The following is a 23,400-nucleotide window of genomic DNA, read 5'->3' as shown; positions in this document are numbered from 1 at the left end:
TGCGGCCCTGACCGCATGGATCCGGCTTCGCATCCCCCTTCTCGCATTTTACTTGGTGTAGCTTCCGAGGTTGGAAGCATTGACGACGGTAACGCCCGTGTCGATGTCCTTCGGATGCTCTTCCTTGCCGGTGATCTGGGCGACCAGGTGCTCGACGGCGAGCTTGCCCATCGTGACCGGGCGCTGGACCATGATGCCGGTGATCATGCCATCCTTGACACCCTTGATGGTGTCGGGAAGATCGTCGAATGCGAATACGGCGAGCTTACCCTTACGATCGGCAAATTCCTTTTCTGCCAGAACCTTGGCTACGGCCGGGCCACCGACCTGGCTGATGCCGAACACGCCCTTGAGATCGGGATTTGCGCGCAGAATTGCCTCAGTGACCGATACACCCTTGGCCAGATCGTCTTCCGTGCCTTCGGTCGCGACGATCTTGATCTTCGGATACTTGGCAAGCGCCTTCTTCACGCCGGCGATGCGCTCATTGAGGTTGGACGCGCCGAGCTGACCGGTCACAATGGCAACCTTGCCTTCGTCGGCGATGGCTTTGGCCATTGATTCGCCCATCGTCACGCCAGCCTGCTCGTTGATCGTACCGATATACATACTGCGGCCGCTGTTGGCGCTGTCGCTGTCAAAGGTCAGAACCTTGATACCCGCCTTGACGGCCCGCTTGATAACACCTTCTACCGACTTCGGCTCGTTGACCGAGATCGCAATGCCGTCAACATGGCGTGCCATCAAGTCTTCAATGATCTTGACCTGGGTGGAACCCTGCGTATTCTGCGGAACAACCCACTGATACTTGACACCGAGCGCCTGTGCCTCCTTCTGGGCGCCGGTATTGCAGTCGTCAAAAAACGGAACTGCAACCTTCGGCACAACAGCGACAGTAATGTTGGCCAGATCCTTGGCGAGCGCTCCTCCCGCCATGACCACGGTCGCCGCACCCAGCAGGGCTGCCGCAACAGAATTCTTCAAGAAATTCATGCCATTCTCCTCCGTTTATGGGCCAATCGGGCCCGGTTCCAATACACTTCGGGCGACCATTGGTTCAGGCGCGGCCACCGAAGAATTTGTTGCGCAGAACGTCCATGCTCACCGCGATCAGAATGACGCCGCCGGTGATTGCCTGTTGCGCATAGGTGTTGATGTTCAAAAGAACGACGCCGTTGCCGATGACGCCGACCAAAGCCGCACCGATGACCGCGCCGGAGACGCTGCCGATGCCGCCTGACAGGCTCGCCCCACCGATCGCTGCGGCCGCGATCACGTCAAGCTCGGACCCGAACCCGGAAGCCGGTTCAGCCGACAGGTAACGTGAAAAGCCGATGACGCCGGCAAGTGCGGCAATCGTCGACGAGATCATATAGACCGAAAGCTTGATGGCGTTGACTTTGACGCCGCTCAAACGCGCTGCATTTTCGTTTCCGCCCGTCGCATAGATGTAGCGCCCGAAACGGGTGCGTCGCATTATGATGGCAAAAGCCACCATGAGGACCAGCATGATGACGACCGGCACCGGCACCAGCCCGATATAACCCTGCCCAAGAACTGCAAAGCTGTCCGGCGTGTCAGGGGTGACGGGAACACCATGCGTGATCATGTACATCATGCCGCGGCCAATGCTGAGCGTGCCGAGGGTAGCGATGAATGGCGGCAGCCCGATCACGGTGATCAGCACGCCGTTCGTCAGGCCGAAAAGCAGACCAACAAAAAGACCGGCGGCAATGGCGACCGGCATTGGCAGATTGGCGGCGAAGCACAGCGCCGTTATCAGCGAGGAAAGCCCCATGGCAGAACCGACCGAAAGGTCAATTCCGCCGGTGATGATGACCAGAACCATTCCAATGCTCATGATCGCCGTCAGTGAGAAGGCCCGGAAAACGCCCATAAGGTTGTCGGTCGTGAAAAAGTACGGCGTGAACATGCTGATGCCGATGCCGACTGCAACCAGGGCGAGAAGAACGTTAAATTCCCGAATCTGGAAAAGCGCCTTCAATTCGGTTGTCAGCCACGATCCACTCGCGGGCATCGATTTGTTTTGTTCCACCACAGCCATTCTCTCCTCCTCGGTGACAACCCAGTCGCTACGGCTCGTCACAGCTGCGCCCGTCCATAAAGCCTCGGACAACTCTTTTGTGGCAGCGTTGTCATTTCATGATTGCAAAATCTCAGAATGTCAATCGGGACGTTGTCGGATTTTTTCAAATGAACGGCAACATTCTGAACTATTTTGCTTATTATCAATAGTTTAGATAGGAAATATCGTTTGATTTTGCCTGCCTCGTGATCATAAAAGGAACGACTGATTATTGCGGCAGCGTTTTCATACGTCTATAAGACCGCCGACGGGACGGTCCAATTCAGGATTCACCGCATAACGGTTTTAGGGACGCTGACTATGAAATACAGGACACTCGGACGATCGGGGCTGAAGGTCTCCGAAATTGGCATGGGAACCTTCTCCTTCGGAGGCAAAGGCGATTTCGGCATGATTGCCCAGCAGGATGTCACCGCGGCCAAGCGATTGATCGATGTCTGCGTGGAGCGCGGCGTCAACCTCTTCGACACCGCCAACATGTATTCACGGGGACTGTCTGAAGAAATCGTCGGAGAAGCGCTGGGGTCCAATCGCCAACGGGTCGTCCTGACCTCAAAGGTGCGCATGAAGATGGGCGACGGCCCGAATGACGAGGGCATTTCGCGCTATCATCTGATCAGGGAATGCGAAAACAGCCTGCGCCGGCTGAAGACCGACCATATTGACGTCTATTTCGTCCACGAATGGGACGGCACGACGCCGGTCGAGGAGATGGTTTCCGCCCTCGACACACTGGTTCGGCAAGGCAAGGTGCGCTATGTCGGCTGCTCGAATTTCTCGGGCTGGCACATCATGAAAGCGCTGTCGGCCGCGGACAAATCGAACAGCGAGCGCTTTGTAACCCAGCAAATTCATTACACTTTGGAGGCGCGCGAGGCCGAATACGAATTGTTGCCGATCTCAGTCGACCAAGGCTTGGGCGTCATGGTCTGGAGCCCGTTGGCGTCGGGCCTCTTGACCGGCAAGTACAATCGCAACAAATCGCCGGAAGGCACGCGCTTTGCCCGCGGATGGAGCGAACCGCCGATTCGTGACCGCGAGCGGCTTTGGGATATCGTCGATGTTCTTGATTCAGTTGCGCAGGACCGAGGCGCAACAGCCGGCCAAGTGGCACTGGCATGGGCACTGACGCGCCCTGCCGTCAGTTCGCTGATCGTTGGCGGAACCAGCACTGAACAGTTCGAGCAGAATATTGCCGCCGTCGATCTTACGCTGAGCTCGGAAGAAATCGAACGGCTCAATCAGGTCAGCCGCCCGCCCTATATCTATCCCTATTGGCACCAGCACAATTTCGCAGCCGAGCGTTTTTCAGACGCCGATTGGGCGCTGCATGCCAATTACAGGGACGTCGGCAAGGTCTGATACAGGTCAAGCTCTCTCGGATTCGATAGGGCTTGACGAACATGCATCATTTTAAGGTCTTGTAGCCTCGCCTGCGCGTTCATTTGAACGCGCAGCGCTGTTACCGCGTTGCCTACCAGCACGCAAGACCGATTTTTTCAATTTAAGTCAGTACGTTAAATATCTGTCGCCGCATCTCCAGGTGGCATTTCACACGCCAGAGAACAAAAAAGGCCGCGGGGAAGATGCGGCCTAATTTACTTGGGGAAGGTGGTTGAAGCGCTCCGTCCTTTTAGGGAAAATACCATCGGCAAGCAGTCCGGTGAGACCGGTCACTTGCCGGATAATTCTGAAATCCACGTAAGCCCGGCATCCGTTTCTCCGGCCGGATTATATTCGCAGCCGACATAGCCGTGATAGCCGAGCCGATCCAGTTCGCCGAGAATACGCCTGTCGTCCAATTCTCCGGTCAACGGCTCGTGACGTTCGGGCACCGAGGCAATCTGCACATGCCCGACAATGGGCATGAACTGCCGCAACCCCATGATGACGTCGCCGTGGATAATCTGACGATGGTAGATGTCATATTGAAGCTTGACGTTAGCGTGGCCAAAGCTGCCGATGATGTCGGCCGCAAAGTTGAAATCATTGAGAAAATAACCCGGCATGTCGCGCGAATTGATGGGCTCGATCATGATTTCGATGCCGGCACTCCCTGCAGCTTCGGCGGCGTAATCAAGCGCATCGCGGTATTTCGCGCGCGTCGCTGAAACTGATCTGTCTGCAATTCCGGCCATCATATGCAGTTTGCGAACACCGGTTGCAGCCGCATATTCGAGCGCAAGGGCTACGGACTTGCGAAAGGTTTCGTCGGCGCCGTGCAATGCTGCCAGGCCACGGTCACCGCTGTCCCAATTGCCGGGCGGCAGGTTGAAAAGCGCCGGCTCCAACCCGTTTTGCTGCAGCGAATCTGCAATCACCGAGACCGGATAATCATACGGAAACAGGAATTCAACAGCCCCGAACCCGGCAGCCCGAGCAGCCGCAAAACGTTGCAGGAAGTCATGTTCCTTGTACATCATTGAAAGGTTTGCAGCCAATCTTGCCATAAGTTCAATCCTTTGCGGCAGATGGCAGCTCGAGGCCGGCGATGTTGGCCAATAGGCGTGCAACAGAGGAGTCATCATCATGACCCATTCCGGATGCGGCCGTCATGATGAACATCTGAAGCGCCGTGGAGGCGACCGGCAGCGGGAAATTCAGGCTGCGACCGAGATCCGAGACGATACCGAGATCCTTGGTGAAGATGTTGACCGAGCTGTGGGGTGTATAGTCGCCGGCAATGATGTGCGGCACACGGTTTTCAAACATCCACGAATTGCCCGCCGATGCGGTAATAACATCGTAGACCTTGGCGATATCAAGCCCGAGCGCCTTGGCGAAAGCAACCGCCTCACAGGCCGCAGCGATGTGCACGCCTGCCAGCAACTGATTGACAATCTTGAAAGAAGAGCCGATGCCGGGTTCCTCTCCGAGACGATAGACCTTCTGGGCAATGGCGTTAAGGGCGGTCTCGCATCTGTCGAACGCCGCCGATGGACCCGAGGCCATGAGCGTGAGTTCGCCCTGTGCTGCACGCACGCTGCCGCCGCTCATTGGGGCGTCGATGAAATGATAACCGGCATCTTGCACCTTGAGCGCAATCTCTTTGGCGGCCTGCGGCGGCATTGTCGCCAGGGACAGGATCACACTTCCTTTCGGCAGCGTTTCCGCAGCACCGCCATCTCCGAAAAGCACCGCTTGCGTCTGTGCGGCATTGACCACCACCGTGATGAGTGCATCGGCATCGCGTGCCGCCTTGGCCGGCGATGTCGCGCCCTTGCCGCCGTGGCTGACAAACTGCGCCGTCGCGGATGGGTTAACGTCATAGCCCGATACGGTGAAGCCATTTTGAAGCAGGGAGAGCGCGACACCCATGCCCATCGAGCCCAAGCCGATTACCGCAAGCTTGTCGATCGTTTTTTTGTCCATGCCAGCTCCTCGTTAATGTGTCCCCGCCCCGGCGTAACCGCAATTATTGCTTGTTAATTCCTTTTAGAGCGCTTATGACAGCGTTGCCACTGAAACTGGTAACTCAACCGGAACCGCCAATGCAAGCGAAATTCGAAATGTCATGTCGTTTTGTCGCGATCTGTACATCCTCTTGTTTATAAGGATACAATTATGCTGTTAGGTGCAGTTGCAGACGACGTGACGGGCGCAACAGACCTCTGCCTGATGCTTTCGCGCGAAGGCATGAGGACTTTCCAATGCATCGGCGTGCCGAGCGATATGACAGCGCTGCCGGAAGCGGACGCGATCGTCGTTGCGTTGAAATCGCGGACTTGTCCGGTCGATGAGGCGACGGGCGCATCGCGGAAGTCGGCTCAAATGCTTCTCGACGCCGGCGCCGAACAGATTTTGTTCAAATATTGCTCCACTTTCGATTCAATCGATGAGGGAAACATCGGTCAGGTCATCGAAGTGCTGCAAGATCTCCTGGGAGAGACGGCGACGATCGCGTGCCCTGCCTTTCCGGCCGCTGGCCGCACCATTTACAAGGGCCGGCTGTTTGTCGGCGACCAGCTGCTCTCCGAAAGTCCGATGAAGGATCATCCCCTGACCCCGATGCGCGACGCCAATCTTGTCAACGTGCTCAAGCGGCAGATGAACGGCACGGTCGGCCTCGTCGACTGGATCGTGGTTTCGAAAGGGCCGGAAGCGATCAAGGCGGCGATCGATGCGCGACGCAAAGACGGTTTTGCCGCCGTTATCGTCGATGCGATCACGGATCAGGATTTGCGCACCATCGGAGCGGCGCTCGGCTCGACACGTCTCTTGAGCGGCGGGTCGGGTATCGCAATGGGTCTGCCTGAGAATTTCCGCAAGGCGGGCAAGCTGCCAGCGCGAACCGCTCCCACTTCAATGCCGGCGCCTGCCGGACGGCAAATCGTTCTGGCGGGCTCCTGCTCGCAGGCGACACGCCAGCAAATCGCCACTGCGAAGGCTGCCGGCGCGCCGGCTATCAAGCTTGACATTCGCGACGTAAGAAACGGGCGCCAGACGCCCGAAAGCCTGATGCAATGGGCTCTGGCGCAGCAAGGCAGCCTGCCGCCGTTGATCTATTCCAGCGCGGACCCGGAAGAGCTCGCTTCCATTCACGGCGAACTGGGTCGCTTCGAATCGGGTGCCGTGATCGAGGAAACATTGGCCGAGACGGCAGCGCTTTTGCAGCAACGCGGCTTTCGCCAGTTTATCATAGCCGGCGGCGAAACCTCTGGCGCGGTGATACAGTCGCTTGGCGTGACGATGCTTGAAATCGGTCCGGAAATCGATCCGGGCGTGCCGTGGACCCGGTCGATCACAGGACCAGATCTTGTGCTCGCGCTCAAATCGGGAAATTTTGGAGCGCCCGATTTTTTCCTGAAGTCCTGGGCGCTTCTATCTACGGAACAGTGACATGAGCGACATCAATAGGGTACGCGAGGAAATTTGCCGGACAGGATTGTCGCTTTTCGAGCGTGGACTGACATCCGGGTCGACCGGCAACATTTCCGTACGCCTCGCGGACGGTGGATGGTTGATGACACCAACCAACGCCTCAATGGGCGCGCTGGACCCGGCGCGGCTGTCGCTTTTCGATGCGGCGGGACATTTCGTGTCCGGCGATGCCCCGACCAAGGAATCGTTTCTGCATTTTTCGATGTATAGCCAGCGTGGCGACGCGCAGGCTGTCGTGCATTTGCATTCCAGTCATTCGACAGCCGTCAGCATCATTGCCGATGTCGATCCTGACGACGTACTGCCGCCGCTTACGGCCTATTACGTGATGCGTGTCGGCAAGCTGCCACTGGTGCCATATTTCGCGCCCGGAGACATTGCCCTTGCCGAAGAGGTCAGGAAGCTTGCCGGTCGGCATCACGCGATGCTGCTCGCCAATCACGGTCCGGTGGTAGCGGGCACCAGCCTTGCCAACGCTCAATACGCCACCGAGGAACTTGAAGAGACAGCCAAGCTTTTCCTCATGCTACAACATCACGCCAAGCGCATCCTGACACCAGAGCAGGTCGCCGACCTAAAAAAGCGTTTCAGCCTCCCCTGAGAGGGCGGCCTGAAAAGATCCAGTCGAAAGGGAGGATACATGTCAGCGAACAATGAAACCGTGGGCTTTGTCGGCGTCGGTCTGATGGGCCACGGAATGGCAAAGAATATCGTTGAAAAAGGCTACCCGCTGACCGTTATCGCGCATCGGCGCCGGGAAGCGGTCGATGATCTCGTGAGCCGCGGCGCGGCTGAAGCCTCGTCGCTACCGGAACTGGCAGAGCGTTCGACGATTATCTTCTTGTGCCTGACAAGCTCCAGTGAAGTTGCGGCTGCCGTTGAGAGGATGAAAAGCGGCCTGAAGGCCGAAACGGTGATTGTCGACTGCTCGACCAGCGATCCGACAATTACGGTCAAAATCGCGCACGACCTTGCTGCACAAGGGATCAAGTTCATCGATGCGCCGCTGAGTCGCACACCGAAGGAAGCCTGGGCCGGGACGCTGGATTGCATGGTCGGCGCAGATCCTGAAACCTTCGAACGGGTGAAGCCGGTCATCGAGACCTGGGCAGGCAAAATTGTCCACATCGGAGGCGTCGGTGACGGTCATCGCATGAAGCTAGTCAACAATTTTATCTCGCTTGGCATGGGCGCCCTGTTTGCGGAGGCCTTCGTTCTAGCGCGCAAGTCCGGCATTCCGGCGGAAAAATTCGACGGCGTCATTCGCGGCGGGCGCATGGATTGCGGTTTCTACCAAACCTTCATCGCCTACTCGCTGACCGGCGACAAGACAGCACACCGCTTCACGCTCGCAAATGCCTACAAGGATCTGCGATACGCGGAAAACATGGCCAACGACGCGCAAATGCAGACCTTGATTGCGAGCGCCGTCAAGAATGTCTTCGCAGGCGCCATCAGCGACGGCGGCAACGGCCCCGAAGATTATGTTCCCTTCCTGGTCGACTATGTCGCCGAGCGCAGCGGCCTTAAGTCATGACGCATTCTGGAGCTGCAAAATCATGCCAATGATGGCCTTTCTTCATACAGTGCCTGCGTTGACGACGACATTCGACTCCCTTCAGCAGAAATATCTCCCGGCGTGGGAAAGATTCCATGCCGCCGACGAGAGCTTGCTGCAGAATACGGTAAAAACCGGCGTCCTGTCCGACAAGACCAGGCAGCGCCTGGCACAAATGATCTTTTCGCTGGAAGACGCCGGAGCGGATTCGATTGTCGTGACATGTTCGACGCTGGGCGAAGCTGTTGACACCATAGGCCAGCTTTGCGGCGCCAAGTTGTTCAGAATCGATGAGGGTATGGCCTGGGATGCGGTGAGCCTTGGCCGGCGGATCGGTGTTCTGGCGACATTGCCGACCACGCTTGGTCCGACCAGGCGCCTGATCGAGAAGGTGGCCCGCGAAGGAGGCAGCCAGGTGGCAGTCAAGGATCATCTTTGCCCCGGCGCCTTTGAAAGGCTGACGGCCGGTGACCGCGAGGGACACGACGCCCTCGTGCTCGAGGGCTATCGTGCGCTGGTTTCGCAATCCGACGTTATCGTTCTGGCTCAGGCCTCCATGGCGCGCGTGTTTGCCAAGGGTGCACAGACATCCGACATCCCTGTATTGAACAGTATTGATACCGGGATGTCTTTCATATCAAAGAGATTAGCCGCCCAAGGAACCGTATATTGCCCGCAAGCTGAAGGCGCTTGAGGACGAGAACGCCAAGCTGAAGAAGCTCTTGGCGGAAGCCATGCTGGACAATGCGATCCTGAAGGATGTCGCTTCAAAAAATGTATGGTCCGCCTCGTCCGTGCAAGGGTCCGCGAGATCGTAAATGACGATTCCAGTTGCATAAATGTATCCGGCCTCTCGCGAGTGAGCTGCGGTTGCAGCCAGGCCATGATGAGATCCGCACACGCCGTTCCCAATAAATGGTCCGGGCACGAAGCCCGCTTTTTTGCACAGGGCTTACGGCATGTTGATCCACTGTTTCGTCGTCACTATTCGCGAGCCTTGCAATCGAACCCAGAGCGTCAGGTGCATGCAGGGTCTCTGCGTTCGTAGAGCGCTCCCGGCTTGGTCAGGACAACCCAGACGATCCGAGCCATTTTGGCGGCAAGTGCGACAACAGCTTTGTTCGGGTGCATTCGGGCTTGGAGACCATCCAGCCAGCTTCCCAGTCGATCTTTTGTTCGGTCGAGGTGTCGAAAGCAAGATCGCGCACCATGGATCAGCAATTTACGGACATATCGGTTGCCTCGCTTGCTAATTCCGAGAAGCTTCTGCTTCCCTCCGGTCGAGTATTCTCGCGGTACAAGACCGAGCCAAGCGGCTAGATCACGCGCTTTCTGGAACTGTTTCCCGTTTCCAATAGCAGCAAGCAGTGCTGTTGCGCCGAGAGATCCGATTCCGGGGATTGTCATCAGCCGTCGTGCAACATCCTCTCGATCAGCGATGGCTTCGATCTCGCGTGTGACATCAGCAATCCGCTTTTCCAACTGACGCAGATCGTCAAACAGCTCGCCGAGCAGTTTGCGCATTGCCGGCGATAGATCGTTTGTCGGATCGTTGAGGGCCTCAGGCAGGTCAAGCTTGAACAGACCTGCACCCTGCCGCAGCTCGACACCATACTCGAGGCAGAACGCCCGCATCTGGTTGATCAAGCGCGTTCGTGTGCCGATCATCTGGTCACGCACCCGGTGCAAGGCCTGAAGCTCGGCCTGTTCCTCAGTTTTGAGCGCAGCAAATCGCATCGTTGGTCGCGTTGCGGCCTCAGCTATGGCCTCCGCGTCGATGATATCACTCTTGTTCGACTTAACGTAAGGCTTCACAAACTGGGCTGGGATCAGCCGTACCTTGTGCCCGAGCGCCTGGATCTTCCTCGCAATCCATTGAGATCCTGCGCAAGATTCCATCCCCACAGTCGCGGGTTCTGCCCGCTGGAAGAACTGAAGCAACGTGTCCCGTCGGAACCGAAGCCGTTGGACGACCGTACCGTCGCTGCCCAACGCCACGACGTGGAAGATGTTCTTCCCAATATCAATCCCGTAGACCGCCGCGGGACGCGGCACATTGCGTTTAGGCATGGCAACCTCCTTTGGTTTGACCGCCTCATGATGCGGCAGGAGGAAGAGGCGCACCATCCCATTAATGGTGAGGCCCGATGTGAAGCGGGATGCTTTGGCTCATGTCTGCGTGCAGCACGGGGTGAGCCAGCGTCGGGCGTGCGGGGTTCTGTCAGTGGATCGGTCGAGCATGCCATATCGCAGCGTGTGGCCTGACGATGCGGCCAAAGACGCTGCACTATTGCCTGAGCTGCATAAGCTGATCGGACAGCGGATGGATGCTGGCCAGATTGCACAGCCGAGCCAGATTGTTGGAGAAATTTTCAAGAAAAAGCCTCTGATAAGTACCTCTTATCGGAGGTGATTGATCTCGAGTCGCAAATCAGAAAGAATCCGGTAAATCCCACGGCCGCTCGGCCGTTAAAAGCCGCCGATCCGGAGTTTCTCTGTGGCCAAACCGTCCATTTCCAAGACCGCAGTCGATCGCCGCGCCGACGAACTCGACACCATTGCCAGCGTCCTGCCGATCGACCGGCGCGACGAACTGGCCGAACTGCTGACCGACCAGGATGTCGAAACGCTGCGCCATCTGGTCAATGAGGGCATGGGAGTAAACACGCTGCGCGCGCTCACCTCCGACCTCGCCTATCTCCAGGCCTGGTCTCTCGAAGCGACCGGCGAATCCCTCCCCTGGCCCGCGCCTGAAGCACTGCTGCTGAAATTCGTCGCCCACCACCTCTGGCAGCCCGAACAGCGCGACATCGATCCTCAACACGGCATGCCGGCAGATGTCGAGCAAAGCCTGCGCGAGCAACGCTTCCTTCGATCTTCCGGACCGCATGCGCCCGACACGGTGCGCCGGCGGCTTGCCAGCTGGTCGACGCTGACGAAATGGCGTGGGCTGATCGGCGTCTTCTCCTCCCCTTCGCTAAAATCGGCGATACGCCTAGCCGTCCGCGCGACACCGCGGCCAAGGAAACGCAAGAGCGCCAAGGCGGTGACCGGCGATGTTCTCGCCAAGATGCTCGCCACCTGCTGCACCGACAGCCTGCGCAATGTCCGTGACCGGGCCATCCTGATGGTGGCGTTTGCGTCTGGTGGTCGCCGCCGCAGCGAGATTGCTGGTCTGCGGAAAGAGCAACTGACAGTCGAGCCGCCGATCACCGTCGAGGGCGCTCCTCCCCTCCCCTCTCTCGCCATTCATCTGGGTCGCACCAAGACGTCAGGCTCGGACGACGACGAGGTTGTATATCTGACGGGCCGACCCGTAGATGCGCTCAATGCCTGGCTTGCGGCTGCGAGTATTGAAGGCGGGAGTATCTTTCGGAAGATCGATCGCTGGGGCAATGTTTCCAAGCGGGCGCTGGAGCCGAGTGCGGTCAATGCGATCGTCAAGCAGCGGGCGGCGCTGGCCGGGCTCGAGCCTGGGGAGTTTTCTGCGCACGGTTTGCGATCGGGTTATCTGACGGAGGCCGCCAATCGCGGTATCCCCCTACCCGAAGCCATGGAGCAGTCAAGACATCGCTCCGTTCAACAAGCATCGAGCTATTACAATAGCGCTACAAGGAGAAGCGGCCGGGCAACAAGGCTCCTCTGATGTCCGGTATCGGCCGAAAGGCGACTTTATTCGACCCACTGAGAGGGGAGAAAGGCGCTCTGCCCTCTCTCCCCCACAAGCACTAAACCGGTCTCCCCATGCTTCGGCCTGCGGCCTGCAGCACCGGCCGCATTTCCATGAAATCCGTCTCGGCCCTCCGGGTGGGTGATCCCCCTCCGGTTTAGCGCTTGTCCCCCTCTCTCCAGCTGTTCCGCACGAGCTCGGGAGCAGGAGCGGGGCTCCTGCCCTCCCTTCGATTTCGGGAGGTCAAGGAGTGATCGCTTGCGCTTGTGGAGTGGGAAAGATGACAGAAAAGCTTGAGCTGCAGCCAGACGAGCCATTGTCCGTGAAGGTCGAACGTCACCGGGCGGCTTACCTGGCAGTCCTCAGCGGCATGGGCGGCGCTGACATGGATCAGGAGGCGGAGGCACGTATGGAAATCATCAGGCACGCGCCGTCAGATCCGGATGAGAGAGATCAGAAGCTGCTTTACGTAGCAGGGTATCTGATTGCCTCCAAGGGGAGCCTAAGCCTTGAGGAAATGGAGCTTCTTCTTTCAGGCCCCATCTCACTGTCCGGGCATTGATGATAAACAGGCATCTGGCCCTGAAATCAGTAGTTGGTGGCAACCCATTCGCCGGATGCAGACTTGGCAAATCCAATGACGCGATCGAGAGGAGCTGCGTTTGCATTCCTCTTGATGGCCGCAACGCATGATACGCCTGGACCGCTGGCGTTCTCGTCACACTCTCCCAAGGCAAGGGTTACATCGGCTTCACCGCGGCCGGTCCTCAGAGGGTTCCGGGCATAAGCCTTGCGGTATGCGGCAAGGGCTTCCTCCTCTGTCGGTGTCTCAAGCACAGGAGCCGGAGGTTCGGGAATCAACGAGGGATTGGCTGCGATGAGGGCCGCGATCTCCGCGTCAGTAGGAGCCCGAACAACCGGCTCTGGCTCCGGAATGATGAGATAAGTACCTCCTGCACCGGCGAGAATGCCGATACCGGCTGCTGCCACAATGAGAATGTTGGTGTTCATGTCACCCACTCAGTCATTCAGGTTGAACCAAGCACGCTGCTTGACGCCCTTATCGTTCGGAATGTCGAAATAATAAGGATCCGCGCGGCGAGAGCGGGGCTGAGTGATCTGCACCATGCAGCCATTGTCTCGGTTGAAAACATCATTGTCGTTGTTCTGGTTGATCTGCCGGATCGTGACACCTTTGCGCTCGTTTTCTTGGCTGTCACCAAATTGGGTACGGAACGCGGCACGGTTGCTGCACTGGTTGACGGTTTTCGTGCACTGATCCTTGTCGTCTCGGCCCAAGAACGACCGATCTCCATCGGTGCGGGAGGAAACGGCGGTCATGCCGGCAGGGCATTCCTCGTAAGGTTCGTAGCCCGGCTTTCCGGCTTTTGCTTCATGGCAGATCGGCCAGGAGAAGCCGGGCTTCGCCATAGCTGATATGAGCCTTTTCATCGGGGGAACGCAGTAGGGGACGCCATGCCAGGAGGGGCTTTGTGAGGCTGCGCACAATAGAATCTGGCAACCCCATGAGGCATCCTCGGCCTTGGCAGATGCTGGAGAGATGGCAAGCGCCGCGAGACCGGCTACGGCAAAAAACACTGGTTTCATATCAGGCGTCCCTCTTGATCAATGCTGCTGAAATTGCCGGCTCGGAAAAAGGTCTTTCGAGCGGAGTCCTGTGTTGGATGCGTTCGCCTGCAGCGTAGATGACGGCCGAGATCAATGCGAAGCACGCAAACCAGGAAATGCCGATGCGTTAGAGCAGTGGCTGGTTGGGAATATCCTGAGAATCCGCAGCGAAGGCGAAGAGCCCGACCAGGTAGCTGTCGGAGGACAAGTGACGCTTGTCGTGGAAAGCCAGCGACAGGAAGAGAAGGAAGGTCGCTAGTAGCGCGTGGATCCACCACAGTCTCTGCGCCGGGATTATGAGGGCGATCGAGAGGGAGATGGCAAGCAGCAAGCCAGCCAGGGGATCCGTTGCGAGAGAGGTCGCAATATGTGCGAGGTCTGGTAGCTATCGGTCTGTCCTCTTCGGCTTGTTTCGCGCATCAGCAAAAGTAGGAGAGATCTCGCTTTTCCTTTCGGCCAATAGATTGAAGTCCGCGATCGGATGCCGATCTAGCGTCTTGTCGACGGCTTTGCGGCGCCATTCGTTCATGTCCAACACGTAGGTTCCCCACATCCCATACCGCGCGGCCATCGCGTTGGTCTGATAGGCGTAATATTGGGCGTTGATGTAAGGGGAATCGAGACGAGCCCAACCGACCCGCAGCATTTCGGCGGCGAGATCCACACCGTTAGTCGTGCATTGTGCGACGGGTATCCCATCGTTCGCGTAGGCCAGACTGACGCAAGTCGTAGGTCTGTTTCCGACAGTCCTTTTCAGCCAGGCCTTGGCGAAGGGACCGCATGGAACGGGGGCAGGAGCCTGTTGCTTCTCCCGGTTGGTCCACTTTGGGTTCAAGGCCCATTGAGGAAGCTCACAGGTGTCGATGCCAGCCAACCGTACTTTATAGCCATTGCCAAGCGTGCCGAACCATAGCGTGCGGCCGTCAAGAACGGTTACCGGGCCTTTGAACGTCGGCAACCGAACAGCAGCAACAACTGGAGGCGCAGCCTGACCGCGTAGGGCGTGCCAGTTCTGATAGATCGGATCGGCGGCGAACGCCGGCAAGGCCAAAGAGCTTGCGGCGATAAAAAGGATAAGGCGGTTTCTCATGGCTGGGCGCTCCTCGATCGCTGGTTCGCCTCACGACTAAGCAGGATGGAAGGATGCTGAACGTCGGAGAATTGCCAAAGGCCGGCCTTCTTTTGCTGAGCAAGCTGCTCGGCTATGGCGTAGGGGGCATGATAAGGGAGACCATCGGTCTTCAAGGCAGCGAATGCATAGCCGCTTGTCACCATGATCTGCGCAAGGTCGAGCCTTTGACTGCCAACCGTGGCGTAACAAACGACATATGAGATGCCGTTAAGCTTCGCCACGGGGGCACAGATCGGTTTGGTGTCCTTGATGTAGGCAGCCAACATCGCAAGCGATACCTCGCCGCAATCCTTCTTATTGCCCTGACCATCCGTGTAGGCAGTGCCGCGCAAGCAGGACTGGATGCCATAGAGACGAAACCGTTCTCCGTTCGAGATCCAGGTGTCCCCCGTTTCCAAGGTAATGCCGGGAGCAAGATCAAAGTACCCTTCAGGTGCGGCATTGGCTGCAAAGGGCAGTAGAGTCGCGACGAGTGCAGCAGCAAGCTTCATTGCGCCTTCACCCGAGGATCTGCCCACATGCCGTAGGAACCCTTCTGGCCGATTTCCTGAGCTTCCGTGAGATCAGGACGTTCGAATGAACCATCGGCTTTCTTAGTCAGGCGAACCGCTCCCAACGACAGAAGCTGCTCCTCAAGATTATCAACCGTGTCCATTGCTCCAGGATAGTTATAGTAGCCGTGGCAAGTGACATCCTGAACGGGGGCAGTCTGCTCGCTGATGAAGGCCCTACAGAACAGAACCTTGGGGCTTTGCAGCATCGTTTGCAGCTGCTGCGTACCAAACTCCTCGCAAGTCCCGGAATAGTCCTCCGCGCGATTGACCAGATCGCCGTTGCAGGGCTGAACGCCATACAGATGCAACGTTGTCGATTCATCGACGCGAAACTCAGTCGCCGAAATAGCCTTGAAGCCATTGGCAGTGGCGTAACCTTTGCGATCAGCGACTTTGCCGGTCCCGTCGTAATACTCGACGACAAGAACCGTCTTGCCCGGCGCCGCCAGCGACCTGATGTAGTCCTTGTTCACCGCAGGAGCGGCAAGCGCTTGTGTTGCAAATGCGCAACTTAGAAGCGCGGGAATGATGGCCTGTTTCATAATCTAGCCCTAACCATCCTGAGTCCGATTGTTGACCCTGCAAAATAGGGTTTAACACCGATCAGAAAACTTGTAAGTGTGCATCAAATCGGTATCATATGTGCATTAACTTTAGTCGGTTTTCGTGGCGATCACAACACCGTTTGACGGGCGGGTGCGATGGATAAAAACACTGTCTATGCAGGGTATCTAGGCCCGCGAACCCTGACTAGCGCAGCATTATCCGTGCTGCTCGCGGCCAATACTGCTGCGTCACAAGACCTAGCCACAACAGGACGTATTTCCAGCGATTACAAAGGTTCTGTGACAATCAAAGAGGAATCTCTTGTCACGAACTTCGAAGATCGCTGGAGCGGTGTCGAGACATCAGAGAAGGAATTTGTCCTTGGTGCAAACGGTGTTGTCACGAAGGGTGGAGCTGAAGTATTGGGCGCAACGGCGTCAAACGACGCGAGTGCCAAAAGGCATCAGATTGATGCGTCTGTTAGCGCGTATTTTGATGTCTCGGAGCGCGCCACGGGCCGCATTGAGCCTGCCCAAACTCCCACTCTAGATACTCCATCTAGTAATGCCCCCGAAAATCTAGGGACAGGAACTCCCGTTGAAGAGTGCGGGCCGTCGCCCCTATCACCTGATGAAATTAAAGCTCTGGTTGCATCCATTGCGCGCCGATACAGCGTCGATGAGGGCTTCGCGGTTGCGATTGCCTGGGCCGAAAGCCGCTTCGACGAGATCCGCAATTCACCGAAAGGCGCACGCGGACCGATGCAGCTTATCCCCGAAACGGCGGCTCGCTTCGGTGTTCAGGACAGTTGCGATCCCGCTCAAAACATCGAGGGCGGGATCAAGTACCTGCGCTTCCTGCTCGACGAGTTTCAGAACCCGCTTCTGGTCGCAGCCGCTTACAACAGCGGGGAGGGTCGCATCTACGAATATGGCGGCGTTCCGCCATTCCAAGAAACCGTCGGCTATGTCGCAAAGGTCGTGAATTTCCAGCTTGGCCTACCGATGCCAACCGGCAAACGGAAGGCGAGCGGGATCGTCCGAGACATGGCGGCAAAGAACACCAGCGATGCCGGAGTCATCGCTGTGGAGAAGACCGGCAAGTTCGTCGGCGGCGTGATGCATTTTTAAGGAGAGACCTATGAAGAACGTCGTTTCCCGGCATTCCGGGGCATGGAAGGCAGTAGCTGTCATTGGCTTGGTGGCAGCCCTGCAGGTTGCAGGCGCTGATCAAGCGCTTGCACAGGCTAGCGGTGGCGGCGGCGGTGCATTCGCCCCCCTTCAGACAGCCGTGCAGATGATCGTTGACTTCATCACCGGCCCCTTCGGACGTCTGATGGCAATCATCGCAGTGATTGGCCTCGGCTTCCTTGCCTTTGCCGGCAGGCTTTCGTGGTTCACGGCCGGAGCCGTCGTCATTGGCATCGGTCTCGTGTTCGGCGCCCCTGCCATCGTTGACCAGATGATTTCGTCGGTAGGCGGCGGCTGATGAGCGATTTTCAGGACGAGAAGCCAGCTTTGACGCCCTTGGTGATCGGCTTGACTCGTTCTCCGACGCTATGGGGCGTGCCCTACATGGCGGTCGTCCTGATCATCGGCGTGACAATCATTGGGTGGCTGGTGACGAACCATCTGGCGGCACTGCTGATCGCGCCAGCCGCCTATCTTGTCCTTTTCTCGCTTTGTGCCTGGGACAGCAAGATTCTCGACGTCCTGCAGGTCACGTCCCGCAAGACGCCAAGGACCCCCAACAAACGCTTTTGGGGCACCAACTCATACGGACCATAGTAGATGCTGAAAGTCGTCAAGGAAGAGCTTGGGTTTGGGAAGGTCGCCGGCAACGAGCGGCCTATGTCCGTTCACATCCCCTATATGCGGCATGTGTCTGACACGGTCATCGGGCTCGAGAATGGAACCCTGATCAGCGTCATCAAGCTTGATGGACTGTTCTTCCAGACGGAGGACCAGGCCGAATTAAACATGCGTTCTGTTGTGCAGAACACCATGATCCGAGCTCTAGGTTCGAGCCGCTATTCTCTTTGGTCGACTGTAATCCGTCGTGAGGTCGAGACCGAAATTGGCGGTTCGTTCGATTCCTCCTTCTGCGAGATCCTGAACGACCGCTATATGGACCAACTTCGCAAGAAGCGGATGTTCACGAACGAAATCTACCTGACGATCGTGCGTTCGGGCATGAAAGGGGCGCTTGGCCTCGGCGACTTGCTGAAGCGGATCTTTGAACGCTCGAACAAGGAGGCCAGGTCCCAAGCGACCCGTGAAGACGTGACCGACCTCGAAGAGCTGGTTGGGAACATCGTGAAAGAGTTGCACAAGTACGGCGCAAAGCCGCTTGGCATTACGTATCGCAAGAAATCGGACGATACCGCGAAAAAGGACATCGATGGAGAAGAGGCTAAGGGCGATCCGTATTCGGAGCCCTGCGAGTTCTTCAACACGATCCTGACCTGCGGTGTGCCGCGAAAGATGCGGCTTCCGCGCATGGGAATTCGCAATTACGTCGGCACTTCACGGCTTCACTTTTCAAAGCGGACGATGCAGGCACGAGCGGCGGTGGAAGAAGATAGCCGCTATGCCGCTCTACTCTCGATCAAAGAATATCCTCCATTCACTGGTCCCGGCATGCTGGATGGGTTGCTGCAGGTGAACCACGAGTTCATCCTGACGCAGTCCTTCACCCTTGCAGACAAGCCGATCGCACAAGAGCGGATCAGTCGCCTTCAACGCCAAATCAAGGCCTCCGACGAAGCAGGTAGCTCGGTCGAATCCGACATCGACTATGCTTTGAACAGCCTCCTCAATCAGGAGGCTGTATTCGGCTTCCATCATTTTTCGCTTCTGTGCATTTCGCGGGACCTCGACGGATTAAGCCGTTGCGTGTCGGAACTTGGCGCTTGCCTCACCGACATGAACATCAACTGGCTCCGGGAAGATCTCAATCTTGAAGCGGCGTTCTGGGCGCAGCTGCCGGGAAACCGCTCCTACATCTCCCGTATCGCTATGCTGTCGAGCGCCAACTTCTCCGGCCTTTCCTCGATGCATAATTTCGCGACTGGACAAGCGGATCGCACCCATTGGGGCCTGCCGATCACCATTCTGGAAACGACCTCACAAACCCCCTACTGGTTCAACTTCCACCGTCGCGATATCGGGCACTTCACGGTGACTGGTCCGACAGGATCCGGCAAGACCGTAGGTTTGACCTTCCTGCTGGCTCAAGCGATGCGGGTTTCACCCACGCCTCGCGCCGTGTTCTTCGACAAGGACCGGGGGGCTGAGATCTTCGTCAGGGCGATCGGCGGTGCCTACGAGGTTCTGTCTCCGGGAACGCCCACGGGCTTTAACCCGCTGCAACTGGAAAACACCGGCGAGAACCGAGAATTTCTGGTCCGTCTGCTCAAGGCCATGCTGCGCGGCGATCGTCGCACCGACTTCACGCAAGAGGACGAGGACACGCTGGAAAAGGCAATCGTCCGGATCATGCAGGAGCCGGCAGCTCAGCGGAACCTCCCGAATCTTGCCGGCCTCTTGATGGGAAGGTCCAAGGCCGATGCCAACGATCTATACTCGCGGCTTCGGCCTTGGATCGAAGGCGAAAAAGCCTGGCTGTTTAACGCGCCCCATGACGTCCTGTCCTTCTCGGGTCACAGCGTTTTTGGCTTTGATATGACCAACATCCTCGGAAACGAGGAGCTAAGAACCCCTGCGCTGATGTATCTTTACCATCGGCTGGACGAGCTGCTGGACGGTAACCCCGTCATGTTCTTCATGGATGAAGGCTGGCAGCTGCTGATGGATGACACTTTCAGCGCCTTCATCGTCGACAAGATGAAGACGATCCGAAAGCTCAACGGCATCGTGGGCTTTGGTACGCAGTCGGCCGCTGACATTACCAAATCCAAAGCGTCGCACACGCTCATTGAGCAATCGGCGACCAACATCCACTTCCCGAACCCACGGGCTGACGAAGAGAGCTACATCAAGCGCTTCGGCCTGACGGTGAAGGAGTTCAAGTTCATCAAGAACACGCCTCCTGAAAAGAGAACCTTCCTGATTAAGCATGGCAACGACTCTGTCATTGCGCGTCTCGATCTGTCGACAATGCCGGATCTCGTGAAGGTGCTTTCAGGACGCAAGGAGACGATCGAGGAGTGCGCAGCACTTCGCGAGCAGTACGGAGACGAACCCGAAAACTGGTTGGCGAAATTCTGCGGATGGGAGAAGGCCGAATGAGGAACAGTCGGACTCCGCTGCTGCTGGTTGCAGCCTTGGCTTGGGGAACAGCGCCCCCCGCCTCCTCGCAGGTTCCTGTTACGGATGGCGCCCTCACTTCAACCGATGCAGTGCGCAATGAAACGACGAAGCAGATCGAAGAAACAGACAGTCGCCGGCACTCCGTGAGCAAGAGCGTCACCTGCTCGATGTACCGGCCGGGGCGCGGAGGTGACGCCCCCTCGGCAGCACAAGCCAATCCGGAGATTGTCGGGCTCGTGAAGCGAGTGGCGCGTGAGGAAGGGGTAGACGAAACCCTCTTCATGTCTCTCGTCTACCAGGAGAGCCGGTTCAATCCCTGCGCAAAGTCGCCTGTCGGCGCCATGGGCTTGTCGCAGCTGATGCCGGGCACAGCCAAGGATCTTGGCGTGAACCCTCACGATATCGAGGATAACCTCCGCGGCGGCGCACGCTACCTGAAGCAGCAGCTCCGTACCTTCAACGGCAATACCAACCTCGCCCTAGCGGCATACAACGCGGGGCCAGGCAACGTTCGAAAGTATGGCGGCATCCCTCCGTTCAAGGAAACGCAGGGGTATGTAGCCGCGATCAAAGGCAAGTGGATGCCTCAGTTCGGAGGCTCCGATGTGTCGAACATCCCCGAAAACTTCGGCGGAGGCACGTCGGGCTTTTCAGGTGCGCGCGACGCAACGATCAACTCAATGGCAACCAGCCAGTCGATTTCCGAAAACAGCGGGAACGTCGCGTCATGGCTTCAGCAACTCGGCCAGATGGAAAGCGGCACGGTCCAAGACAGCTGGGACCATAATTCCGGAGCACGCAATGCGAACCTCGAGATGATGAACCAGGTCATCCGCCTCGGAACAACGATGGCGGAGCTTATGAATTCTCAAAATGCACTCGATCTAGGCGGGCTCTCGGGGTCTTCGCGGTCCAGCGACTACAAGCGAGACGAGAAGGAAGACGATCGCGAGGTAGCTGACCTCTGCGACAAGGAACTGCAGCTTGAGTGGAATCCGGAGGAACAGGCCTGCGTTCGAAAACTCGAACCAGAGGCTGACATGAAGTTGATGTTGAGCGCCGAATGACAAGGAGAACGGCCATGAAAAGAGCATTTCTGACTGCGTTTTCGCTAGCGATGGCGTCTACCGCGCATGCACAGGTTCCCGTGATCGATAGCGCCAACCTGAAGATTGCAACGGAAACCTCTCAGACGACTGATCAGATCCTGGATACGAACAAGGAGGTTCTGAAGACGGTAGAAGAGACGCTTAAAGCCGTCACGGGGGATCGCGGGAGCGTTTCCAATCCCATGCAAAACCTCGCCGTTGGTCAGGGGTTCAGCGTTTCTCAGATGCCGTCACTCGACAGCCTCATGCAGGGCGGAGTCCCGAACTTCGGCAGCATGGGCGGTGATATCGGCCAGATTGCCACCACCTTCATCAACGGTCTTCAGCTGGTAAAGAACTTGTCTGGCAAGGCGGACAGCACGTTCTCCGGCGACAAGTCCTACGAAGAGATGATGAAGACCGTCCTTGGAGTTGCTGCCCTAGTAAACGGCTCGCAACAGGCCGTTCAGTCGCGAACACAGGCATTCCAGCAGGCAGGTCAGCAGATCGGCCAGGCCCAAGACATCAAAGGGTCCATCGATCAGAACACGCAGCTGCAGGTTCAAACCGGCCTGACGATCAACGAAATGATTGGCGTGATGAATGGGACCGTCGGCTCCTTGCAGGCTCAAAATCAGCGCCGCCTTGTCGACATCTCCAATACCAAGAAGGCGCTGACCTACGGTGAATAAGACATTTCGAGTGAAAGGCTTTGTGCTCCTCTCCGTTCTGGTTGCTGCCAGCGTAACCGGCTGCGCCGGTGCTCCGAAGGAGAAGACTGCACCATGCAAGAGGCCGGCAAACCTCACATCCTACGCCGAGGATCCGCGACAGGAGTGTGGCCCAATGACCAGCGTGAATGGCAACCCATCAGCAGCGCTGGCGGCGATCGACGCTTTCGCTGCAAGCGGAGAGCAGTGACCCCATGAACTTTCTAGGCGGCCTGCTTGAGGCTCTTGAAGATGCAGGGCGGAATTTCTCGGAGCGGGCTTATGAGGTCGTTGGCGACGAGATCATGCCCTTGCTGACGATCATGCTTATTGCCTACGTCGCCTATTACGGACTTCAACTCGTCATGGGGACCGCGCGAGTGAGCGTCGGCGAGATCGTCGGCCGGGTCGTGCGGATGATGCTTATCGTCGCCTTCATTGATCAGTGGGGCAACTTCCAACTCTTCTTTTACGACTGGCTGAACAACACGCCGGAAGACGTGGGGCGGGCGCTCCTGACGGCTAGCAGTACCGGGATAACTGAGCCGACAGACGGCCTCTCCATGATTTGGGAGACGGCGAATGAGGCAGCAGCAGCATTCGCGGAGCAGTCAGGCTACTTCGCCATTCTCCCGGGCCTTGTAGGGTTCCTGATCATGCTGGCGGTTGGGCTGTTCATTGCCGTTGCGCTTGCCATCCTCGTGCTTGCGAAGGTGATGATGTGGGTGCTGCTTGGCACTGCACCGATCTTTATCGCCTGCCTATTGTTTGATTCCACACGCCAGTACGGAATGGCTTGGTTCCAGCAGGTTTTGACGTACGCGATCATTCCGCTCTTCGTTTACGTCGTCGCCGCCTTTCTCATCACGACCATGGACGCTGAACTGCAGAAGGTCGCAGCGGCAGCATCCGCGAACGAGATCCAGCTAGACGATATCTCGGCTTTCGTCCTGATCTGCGCGGCTGGCGCTTTTGTCCTCTTCAACATTCAAACGCTCGCCCAGGGAATTACCGGGGGCGTGGCAACGGGCGTTGGTCAGATCGCTCGATCGGTTGGCTACGCGACCGGGGTTGCACTGCCGGCACGAGCTTTGACCGCGACACGTGCTGTAGCCGGAAGGGCTGGAGAATTAGGAATGGCCGCACGCGCCAGAACCCATGCCGGCATGAGGGAAAACATCCAAAACGCCGGTGCAGCAGAAGCGATGCAAAACAGAATTACCAACAACAGTCTGCCCAACTAGGCGACTGGTG

Annotated in this window: 26 protein-coding genes; 15 read left to right on the top strand and 11 right to left on the bottom strand. The window is 57.6% G+C overall.

Annotated elements, in window-relative coordinates; translation table 11 throughout:
- Positions 1-48 precede the first annotated feature (48 nt).
- Together ACQZ5H_RS25855 and ACQZ5H_RS25850 are read right to left on the bottom strand one after the other, a co-directional pair.
- Positions 49-993, bottom strand: a complete 945-nt coding sequence (locus ACQZ5H_RS25855) for a sugar-binding protein (RefSeq protein ID WP_449099360.1) — start codon at positions 991-993, stop codon at positions 49-51.
- A 64-nt stretch (positions 994-1,057) separates the two neighbouring features.
- A complete protein-coding gene (locus tag ACQZ5H_RS25850) occupies positions 1,058-2,065 on the bottom strand; it encodes an ABC transporter permease (RefSeq protein WP_449099359.1) in 1,008 nt (335 codons plus the stop codon).
- 342 nt (positions 2,066-2,407) lie between these two features.
- Between ACQZ5H_RS25850 and ACQZ5H_RS25845 the strand changes: the two genes are divergently transcribed.
- Positions 2,408-3,469: an aldo/keto reductase gene (locus ACQZ5H_RS25845; protein ID WP_449099358.1), complete on the top strand. Its 1,062-nt coding sequence runs from the start codon at positions 2,408-2,410 to the stop codon at positions 3,467-3,469.
- 311 nt (positions 3,470-3,780) lie between these two features.
- On the opposite strand, the gene otnI is transcribed toward ACQZ5H_RS25845, so the two are convergent.
- Positions 3,781-4,557, bottom strand: a complete 777-nt coding sequence (otnI, locus tag ACQZ5H_RS25840) for a 2-oxo-tetronate isomerase (RefSeq protein ID WP_449099357.1) — start codon at positions 4,555-4,557, stop codon at positions 3,781-3,783.
- 4 nt (positions 4,558-4,561) lie between these two features.
- Complete coding sequence (gene ltnD / locus ACQZ5H_RS25835) at positions 4,562-5,479, bottom strand: L-threonate dehydrogenase (protein ID WP_449099356.1); 918 nt, start codon at positions 5,477-5,479, stop codon at positions 4,562-4,564.
- A gap of 192 nt (positions 5,480-5,671) precedes the next feature.
- On the opposite strand from ltnD, the gene otnK reads away from it, so the two are divergent.
- The 4 genes from otnK to ACQZ5H_RS25815 are packed head-to-tail and all read left to right on the top strand — an operon-like array spanning position 5,672 to position 9,240.
- Positions 5,672-6,946 (top strand): 3-oxo-tetronate kinase, encoded by a 1,275-nt coding sequence (otnK, locus tag ACQZ5H_RS25830; RefSeq protein ID WP_449099355.1) that lies wholly within the window; start codon positions 5,672-5,674, stop codon positions 6,944-6,946.
- 1 nt (position 6,947) lies between these two features.
- Entirely contained in the window at positions 6,948-7,589 is a 642-nt protein-coding gene (gene otnC, locus ACQZ5H_RS25825; RefSeq protein WP_449099354.1) for a 3-oxo-tetronate 4-phosphate decarboxylase, read from the top strand.
- Between the two features lie 39 nt (positions 7,590-7,628).
- Positions 7,629-8,525 (top strand): NAD(P)-dependent oxidoreductase, encoded by an 897-nt coding sequence (locus tag ACQZ5H_RS25820; RefSeq protein ID WP_449099353.1) that lies wholly within the window; start codon positions 7,629-7,631, stop codon positions 8,523-8,525.
- Positions 8,526-8,547: 22 nt separating this feature from the next.
- Complete coding sequence (locus ACQZ5H_RS25815; RefSeq protein ID WP_449099352.1) at positions 8,548-9,240, top strand: aspartate/glutamate racemase family protein; 693 nt, start codon at positions 8,548-8,550, stop codon at positions 9,238-9,240.
- A 323-nt stretch (positions 9,241-9,563) separates the two neighbouring features.
- On the opposite strand, the gene ACQZ5H_RS25810 is transcribed toward ACQZ5H_RS25815, so the two are convergent.
- The gene (locus ACQZ5H_RS25810; protein ID WP_449099351.1) at positions 9,564-10,616 is read right to left on the bottom strand and encodes an IS110 family RNA-guided transposase; all 1,053 of its coding nucleotides are present in this window, start codon (positions 10,614-10,616) and stop codon (positions 9,564-9,566) included.
- 427 nt (positions 10,617-11,043) lie between these two features.
- On the opposite strand from ACQZ5H_RS25810, the gene ACQZ5H_RS25805 reads away from it, so the two are divergent.
- Together ACQZ5H_RS25805 and ACQZ5H_RS25800 are read left to right on the top strand one after the other, a co-directional pair.
- Positions 11,044-12,192: a tyrosine-type recombinase/integrase gene (locus tag ACQZ5H_RS25805; protein WP_449099350.1), complete on the top strand. Its 1,149-nt coding sequence runs from the start codon at positions 11,044-11,046 to the stop codon at positions 12,190-12,192.
- Between the two features lie 304 nt (positions 12,193-12,496).
- Positions 12,497-12,778: a hypothetical protein gene (locus ACQZ5H_RS25800; RefSeq protein WP_230175186.1), complete on the top strand. Its 282-nt coding sequence runs from the start codon at positions 12,497-12,499 to the stop codon at positions 12,776-12,778.
- Positions 12,779-12,804: 26 nt separating this feature from the next.
- Here ACQZ5H_RS25800 and ACQZ5H_RS25795 read toward each other — a convergent pair whose 3' ends face one another.
- The 6 genes from ACQZ5H_RS25795 to ACQZ5H_RS25770 form a co-directional block, all read right to left on the bottom strand.
- Complete coding sequence (locus ACQZ5H_RS25795; protein WP_449099349.1) at positions 12,805-13,227, bottom strand: hypothetical protein; 423 nt, start codon at positions 13,225-13,227, stop codon at positions 12,805-12,807.
- Positions 13,228-13,236: 9 nt separating this feature from the next.
- Positions 13,237-13,824, bottom strand: a complete 588-nt coding sequence (locus ACQZ5H_RS25790; RefSeq protein WP_449099348.1) for a hypothetical protein — start codon at positions 13,822-13,824, stop codon at positions 13,237-13,239.
- Between the two features lie 148 nt (positions 13,825-13,972).
- Positions 13,973-14,176, bottom strand: coding sequence for a hypothetical protein (locus ACQZ5H_RS25785; protein WP_449099347.1), 204 nt, complete (start codon positions 14,174-14,176; stop codon positions 13,973-13,975).
- A 54-nt stretch (positions 14,177-14,230) separates the two neighbouring features.
- Positions 14,231-14,935 (bottom strand): thermonuclease family protein, encoded by a 705-nt coding sequence (locus tag ACQZ5H_RS25780; protein ID WP_449099346.1) that lies wholly within the window; start codon positions 14,933-14,935, stop codon positions 14,231-14,233.
- On the bottom strand, positions 14,932-15,468 hold the full coding sequence (locus ACQZ5H_RS25775) for a thermonuclease family protein (RefSeq protein ID WP_449099345.1): 537 nt from the start codon (positions 15,466-15,468) through the stop codon (positions 14,932-14,934). Before ACQZ5H_RS25775 ends, ACQZ5H_RS25780 begins: the two co-directional genes overlap by 4 nt.
- The gene (locus ACQZ5H_RS25770) at positions 15,465-16,073 is read right to left on the bottom strand and encodes a hypothetical protein (RefSeq protein ID WP_449099344.1); all 609 of its coding nucleotides are present in this window, start codon (positions 16,071-16,073) and stop codon (positions 15,465-15,467) included. The genes ACQZ5H_RS25775 and ACQZ5H_RS25770 overlap by 4 nt, the downstream gene beginning before the upstream one ends.
- Before the next feature lie 159 nt (positions 16,074-16,232).
- Here ACQZ5H_RS25770 and ACQZ5H_RS25765 point away from each other — a divergent pair, with 159 nt between their 5' ends.
- Genes ACQZ5H_RS25765 through ACQZ5H_RS25730 form a run of 8 tightly spaced genes read left to right on the top strand, consistent with a single transcriptional unit; the run spans position 16,233 to position 23,390 of the window.
- On the top strand, positions 16,233-17,207 hold the full coding sequence (locus ACQZ5H_RS25765) for a lytic transglycosylase domain-containing protein (protein WP_449099343.1): 975 nt from the start codon (positions 16,233-16,235) through the stop codon (positions 17,205-17,207).
- 10 nt (positions 17,208-17,217) lie between these two features.
- The gene (locus tag ACQZ5H_RS25760) at positions 17,218-17,565 is read left to right on the top strand and encodes a TrbC/VirB2 family protein (RefSeq protein ID WP_449099342.1); all 348 of its coding nucleotides are present in this window, start codon (positions 17,218-17,220) and stop codon (positions 17,563-17,565) included.
- Positions 17,565-17,864: a VirB3 family type IV secretion system protein gene (locus tag ACQZ5H_RS25755; RefSeq protein ID WP_081950740.1), complete on the top strand. Its 300-nt coding sequence runs from the start codon at positions 17,565-17,567 to the stop codon at positions 17,862-17,864. The genes ACQZ5H_RS25760 and ACQZ5H_RS25755 overlap by 1 nt, the downstream gene beginning before the upstream one ends.
- A gap of 3 nt (positions 17,865-17,867) precedes the next feature.
- Positions 17,868-20,327: a VirB4 family type IV secretion/conjugal transfer ATPase gene (locus ACQZ5H_RS25750; protein ID WP_449099341.1), complete on the top strand. Its 2,460-nt coding sequence runs from the start codon at positions 17,868-17,870 to the stop codon at positions 20,325-20,327.
- Positions 20,324-21,415 carry a lytic transglycosylase domain-containing protein gene (locus tag ACQZ5H_RS25745; RefSeq protein WP_449099340.1) on the top strand — a complete coding sequence of 364 codons (1,092 nt, stop codon included), beginning with the start codon at positions 20,324-20,326 and terminating at the stop codon, positions 21,413-21,415. Before ACQZ5H_RS25750 ends, ACQZ5H_RS25745 begins: the two co-directional genes overlap by 4 nt.
- A gap of 14 nt (positions 21,416-21,429) precedes the next feature.
- Positions 21,430-22,128, top strand: coding sequence for a type IV secretion system protein (locus ACQZ5H_RS25740; RefSeq protein ID WP_449099339.1), 699 nt, complete (start codon positions 21,430-21,432; stop codon positions 22,126-22,128).
- The gene (locus ACQZ5H_RS25735) at positions 22,121-22,357 is read left to right on the top strand and encodes a hypothetical protein (RefSeq protein ID WP_449099338.1); all 237 of its coding nucleotides are present in this window, start codon (positions 22,121-22,123) and stop codon (positions 22,355-22,357) included. The genes ACQZ5H_RS25740 and ACQZ5H_RS25735 overlap by 8 nt, the downstream gene beginning before the upstream one ends.
- 4 nt (positions 22,358-22,361) lie before the next feature.
- Positions 22,362-23,390 (top strand): type IV secretion system protein, encoded by a 1,029-nt coding sequence (locus ACQZ5H_RS25730; RefSeq protein WP_449099337.1) that lies wholly within the window; start codon positions 22,362-22,364, stop codon positions 23,388-23,390.
- Positions 23,391-23,400: the final 10 nt, after the last annotated feature.

Source organism: Rhizobium sp. 21-4511-3d (assembly GCF_053522545.1).
Note: the sequence above shows the minus strand (reverse complement) of the source record. Positions and strands in the feature narration are given on the sequence as shown.

Excerpts from the sequence above, each read along its gene's own strand:
- ACQZ5H_RS25855 (WP_449099360.1), bottom strand. The coding sequence starts at position 993 with ATGAATTTCTTGAAGAATTCTGTTGCGGCAGCCCTGCTGGGTGCGGCG.
- ltnD (WP_449099356.1), bottom strand. The coding sequence starts at position 5,479 with ATGGACAAAAAAACGATCGACAAGCTTGCGGTAATCGGCTTGGGCTCG.
- ACQZ5H_RS25760 (WP_449099342.1), top strand. The coding sequence starts at position 17,218 with ATGAAGAACGTCGTTTCCCGGCATTCCGGGGCATGGAAGGCAGTAGCT.
- ACQZ5H_RS25730 (WP_449099337.1), top strand. The coding sequence starts at position 22,362 with ATGAACTTTCTAGGCGGCCTGCTTGAGGCTCTTGAAGATGCAGGGCGG.
- ACQZ5H_RS25750 (WP_449099341.1), top strand. The coding sequence starts at position 17,868 with ATGCTGAAAGTCGTCAAGGAAGAGCTTGGGTTTGGGAAGGTCGCCGGC.
- ACQZ5H_RS25815 (WP_449099352.1), top strand. The coding sequence starts at position 8,548 with ATGCCAATGATGGCCTTTCTTCATACAGTGCCTGCGTTGACGACGACA.
- ACQZ5H_RS25740 (WP_449099339.1), top strand. The coding sequence starts at position 21,430 with ATGAAAAGAGCATTTCTGACTGCGTTTTCGCTAGCGATGGCGTCTACC.
- otnC (WP_449099354.1), top strand. The coding sequence starts at position 6,948 with ATGAGCGACATCAATAGGGTACGCGAGGAAATTTGCCGGACAGGATTG.
- ACQZ5H_RS25810 (WP_449099351.1), bottom strand. The coding sequence starts at position 10,616 with ATGCCTAAACGCAATGTGCCGCGTCCCGCGGCGGTCTACGGGATTGAT.
- ACQZ5H_RS25765 (WP_449099343.1), top strand. The coding sequence starts at position 16,233 with ATGGATAAAAACACTGTCTATGCAGGGTATCTAGGCCCGCGAACCCTG.
- ACQZ5H_RS25820 (WP_449099353.1), top strand. The coding sequence starts at position 7,629 with ATGTCAGCGAACAATGAAACCGTGGGCTTTGTCGGCGTCGGTCTGATG.
- otnI (WP_449099357.1), bottom strand. The coding sequence starts at position 4,557 with ATGGCAAGATTGGCTGCAAACCTTTCAATGATGTACAAGGAACATGAC.
- ACQZ5H_RS25770 (WP_449099344.1), bottom strand. The coding sequence starts at position 16,073 with ATGAAACAGGCCATCATTCCCGCGCTTCTAAGTTGCGCATTTGCAACA.
- ACQZ5H_RS25800 (WP_230175186.1), top strand. The coding sequence starts at position 12,497 with ATGACAGAAAAGCTTGAGCTGCAGCCAGACGAGCCATTGTCCGTGAAG.
- ACQZ5H_RS25745 (WP_449099340.1), top strand. The coding sequence starts at position 20,324 with ATGAGGAACAGTCGGACTCCGCTGCTGCTGGTTGCAGCCTTGGCTTGG.
- ACQZ5H_RS25845 (WP_449099358.1), top strand. The coding sequence starts at position 2,408 with ATGAAATACAGGACACTCGGACGATCGGGGCTGAAGGTCTCCGAAATT.
- ACQZ5H_RS25780 (WP_449099346.1), bottom strand. The coding sequence starts at position 14,935 with ATGAGAAACCGCCTTATCCTTTTTATCGCCGCAAGCTCTTTGGCCTTG.
- ACQZ5H_RS25795 (WP_449099349.1), bottom strand. The coding sequence starts at position 13,227 with ATGAACACCAACATTCTCATTGTGGCAGCAGCCGGTATCGGCATTCTC.
- ACQZ5H_RS25775 (WP_449099345.1), bottom strand. The coding sequence starts at position 15,468 with ATGAAGCTTGCTGCTGCACTCGTCGCGACTCTACTGCCCTTTGCAGCC.
- ACQZ5H_RS25790 (WP_449099348.1), bottom strand. The coding sequence starts at position 13,824 with ATGAAACCAGTGTTTTTTGCCGTAGCCGGTCTCGCGGCGCTTGCCATC.
- ACQZ5H_RS25850 (WP_449099359.1), bottom strand. The coding sequence starts at position 2,065 with ATGGCTGTGGTGGAACAAAACAAATCGATGCCCGCGAGTGGATCGTGG.
- otnK (WP_449099355.1), top strand. The coding sequence starts at position 5,672 with ATGCTGTTAGGTGCAGTTGCAGACGACGTGACGGGCGCAACAGACCTC.
- ACQZ5H_RS25755 (WP_081950740.1), top strand. The coding sequence starts at position 17,565 with ATGAGCGATTTTCAGGACGAGAAGCCAGCTTTGACGCCCTTGGTGATC.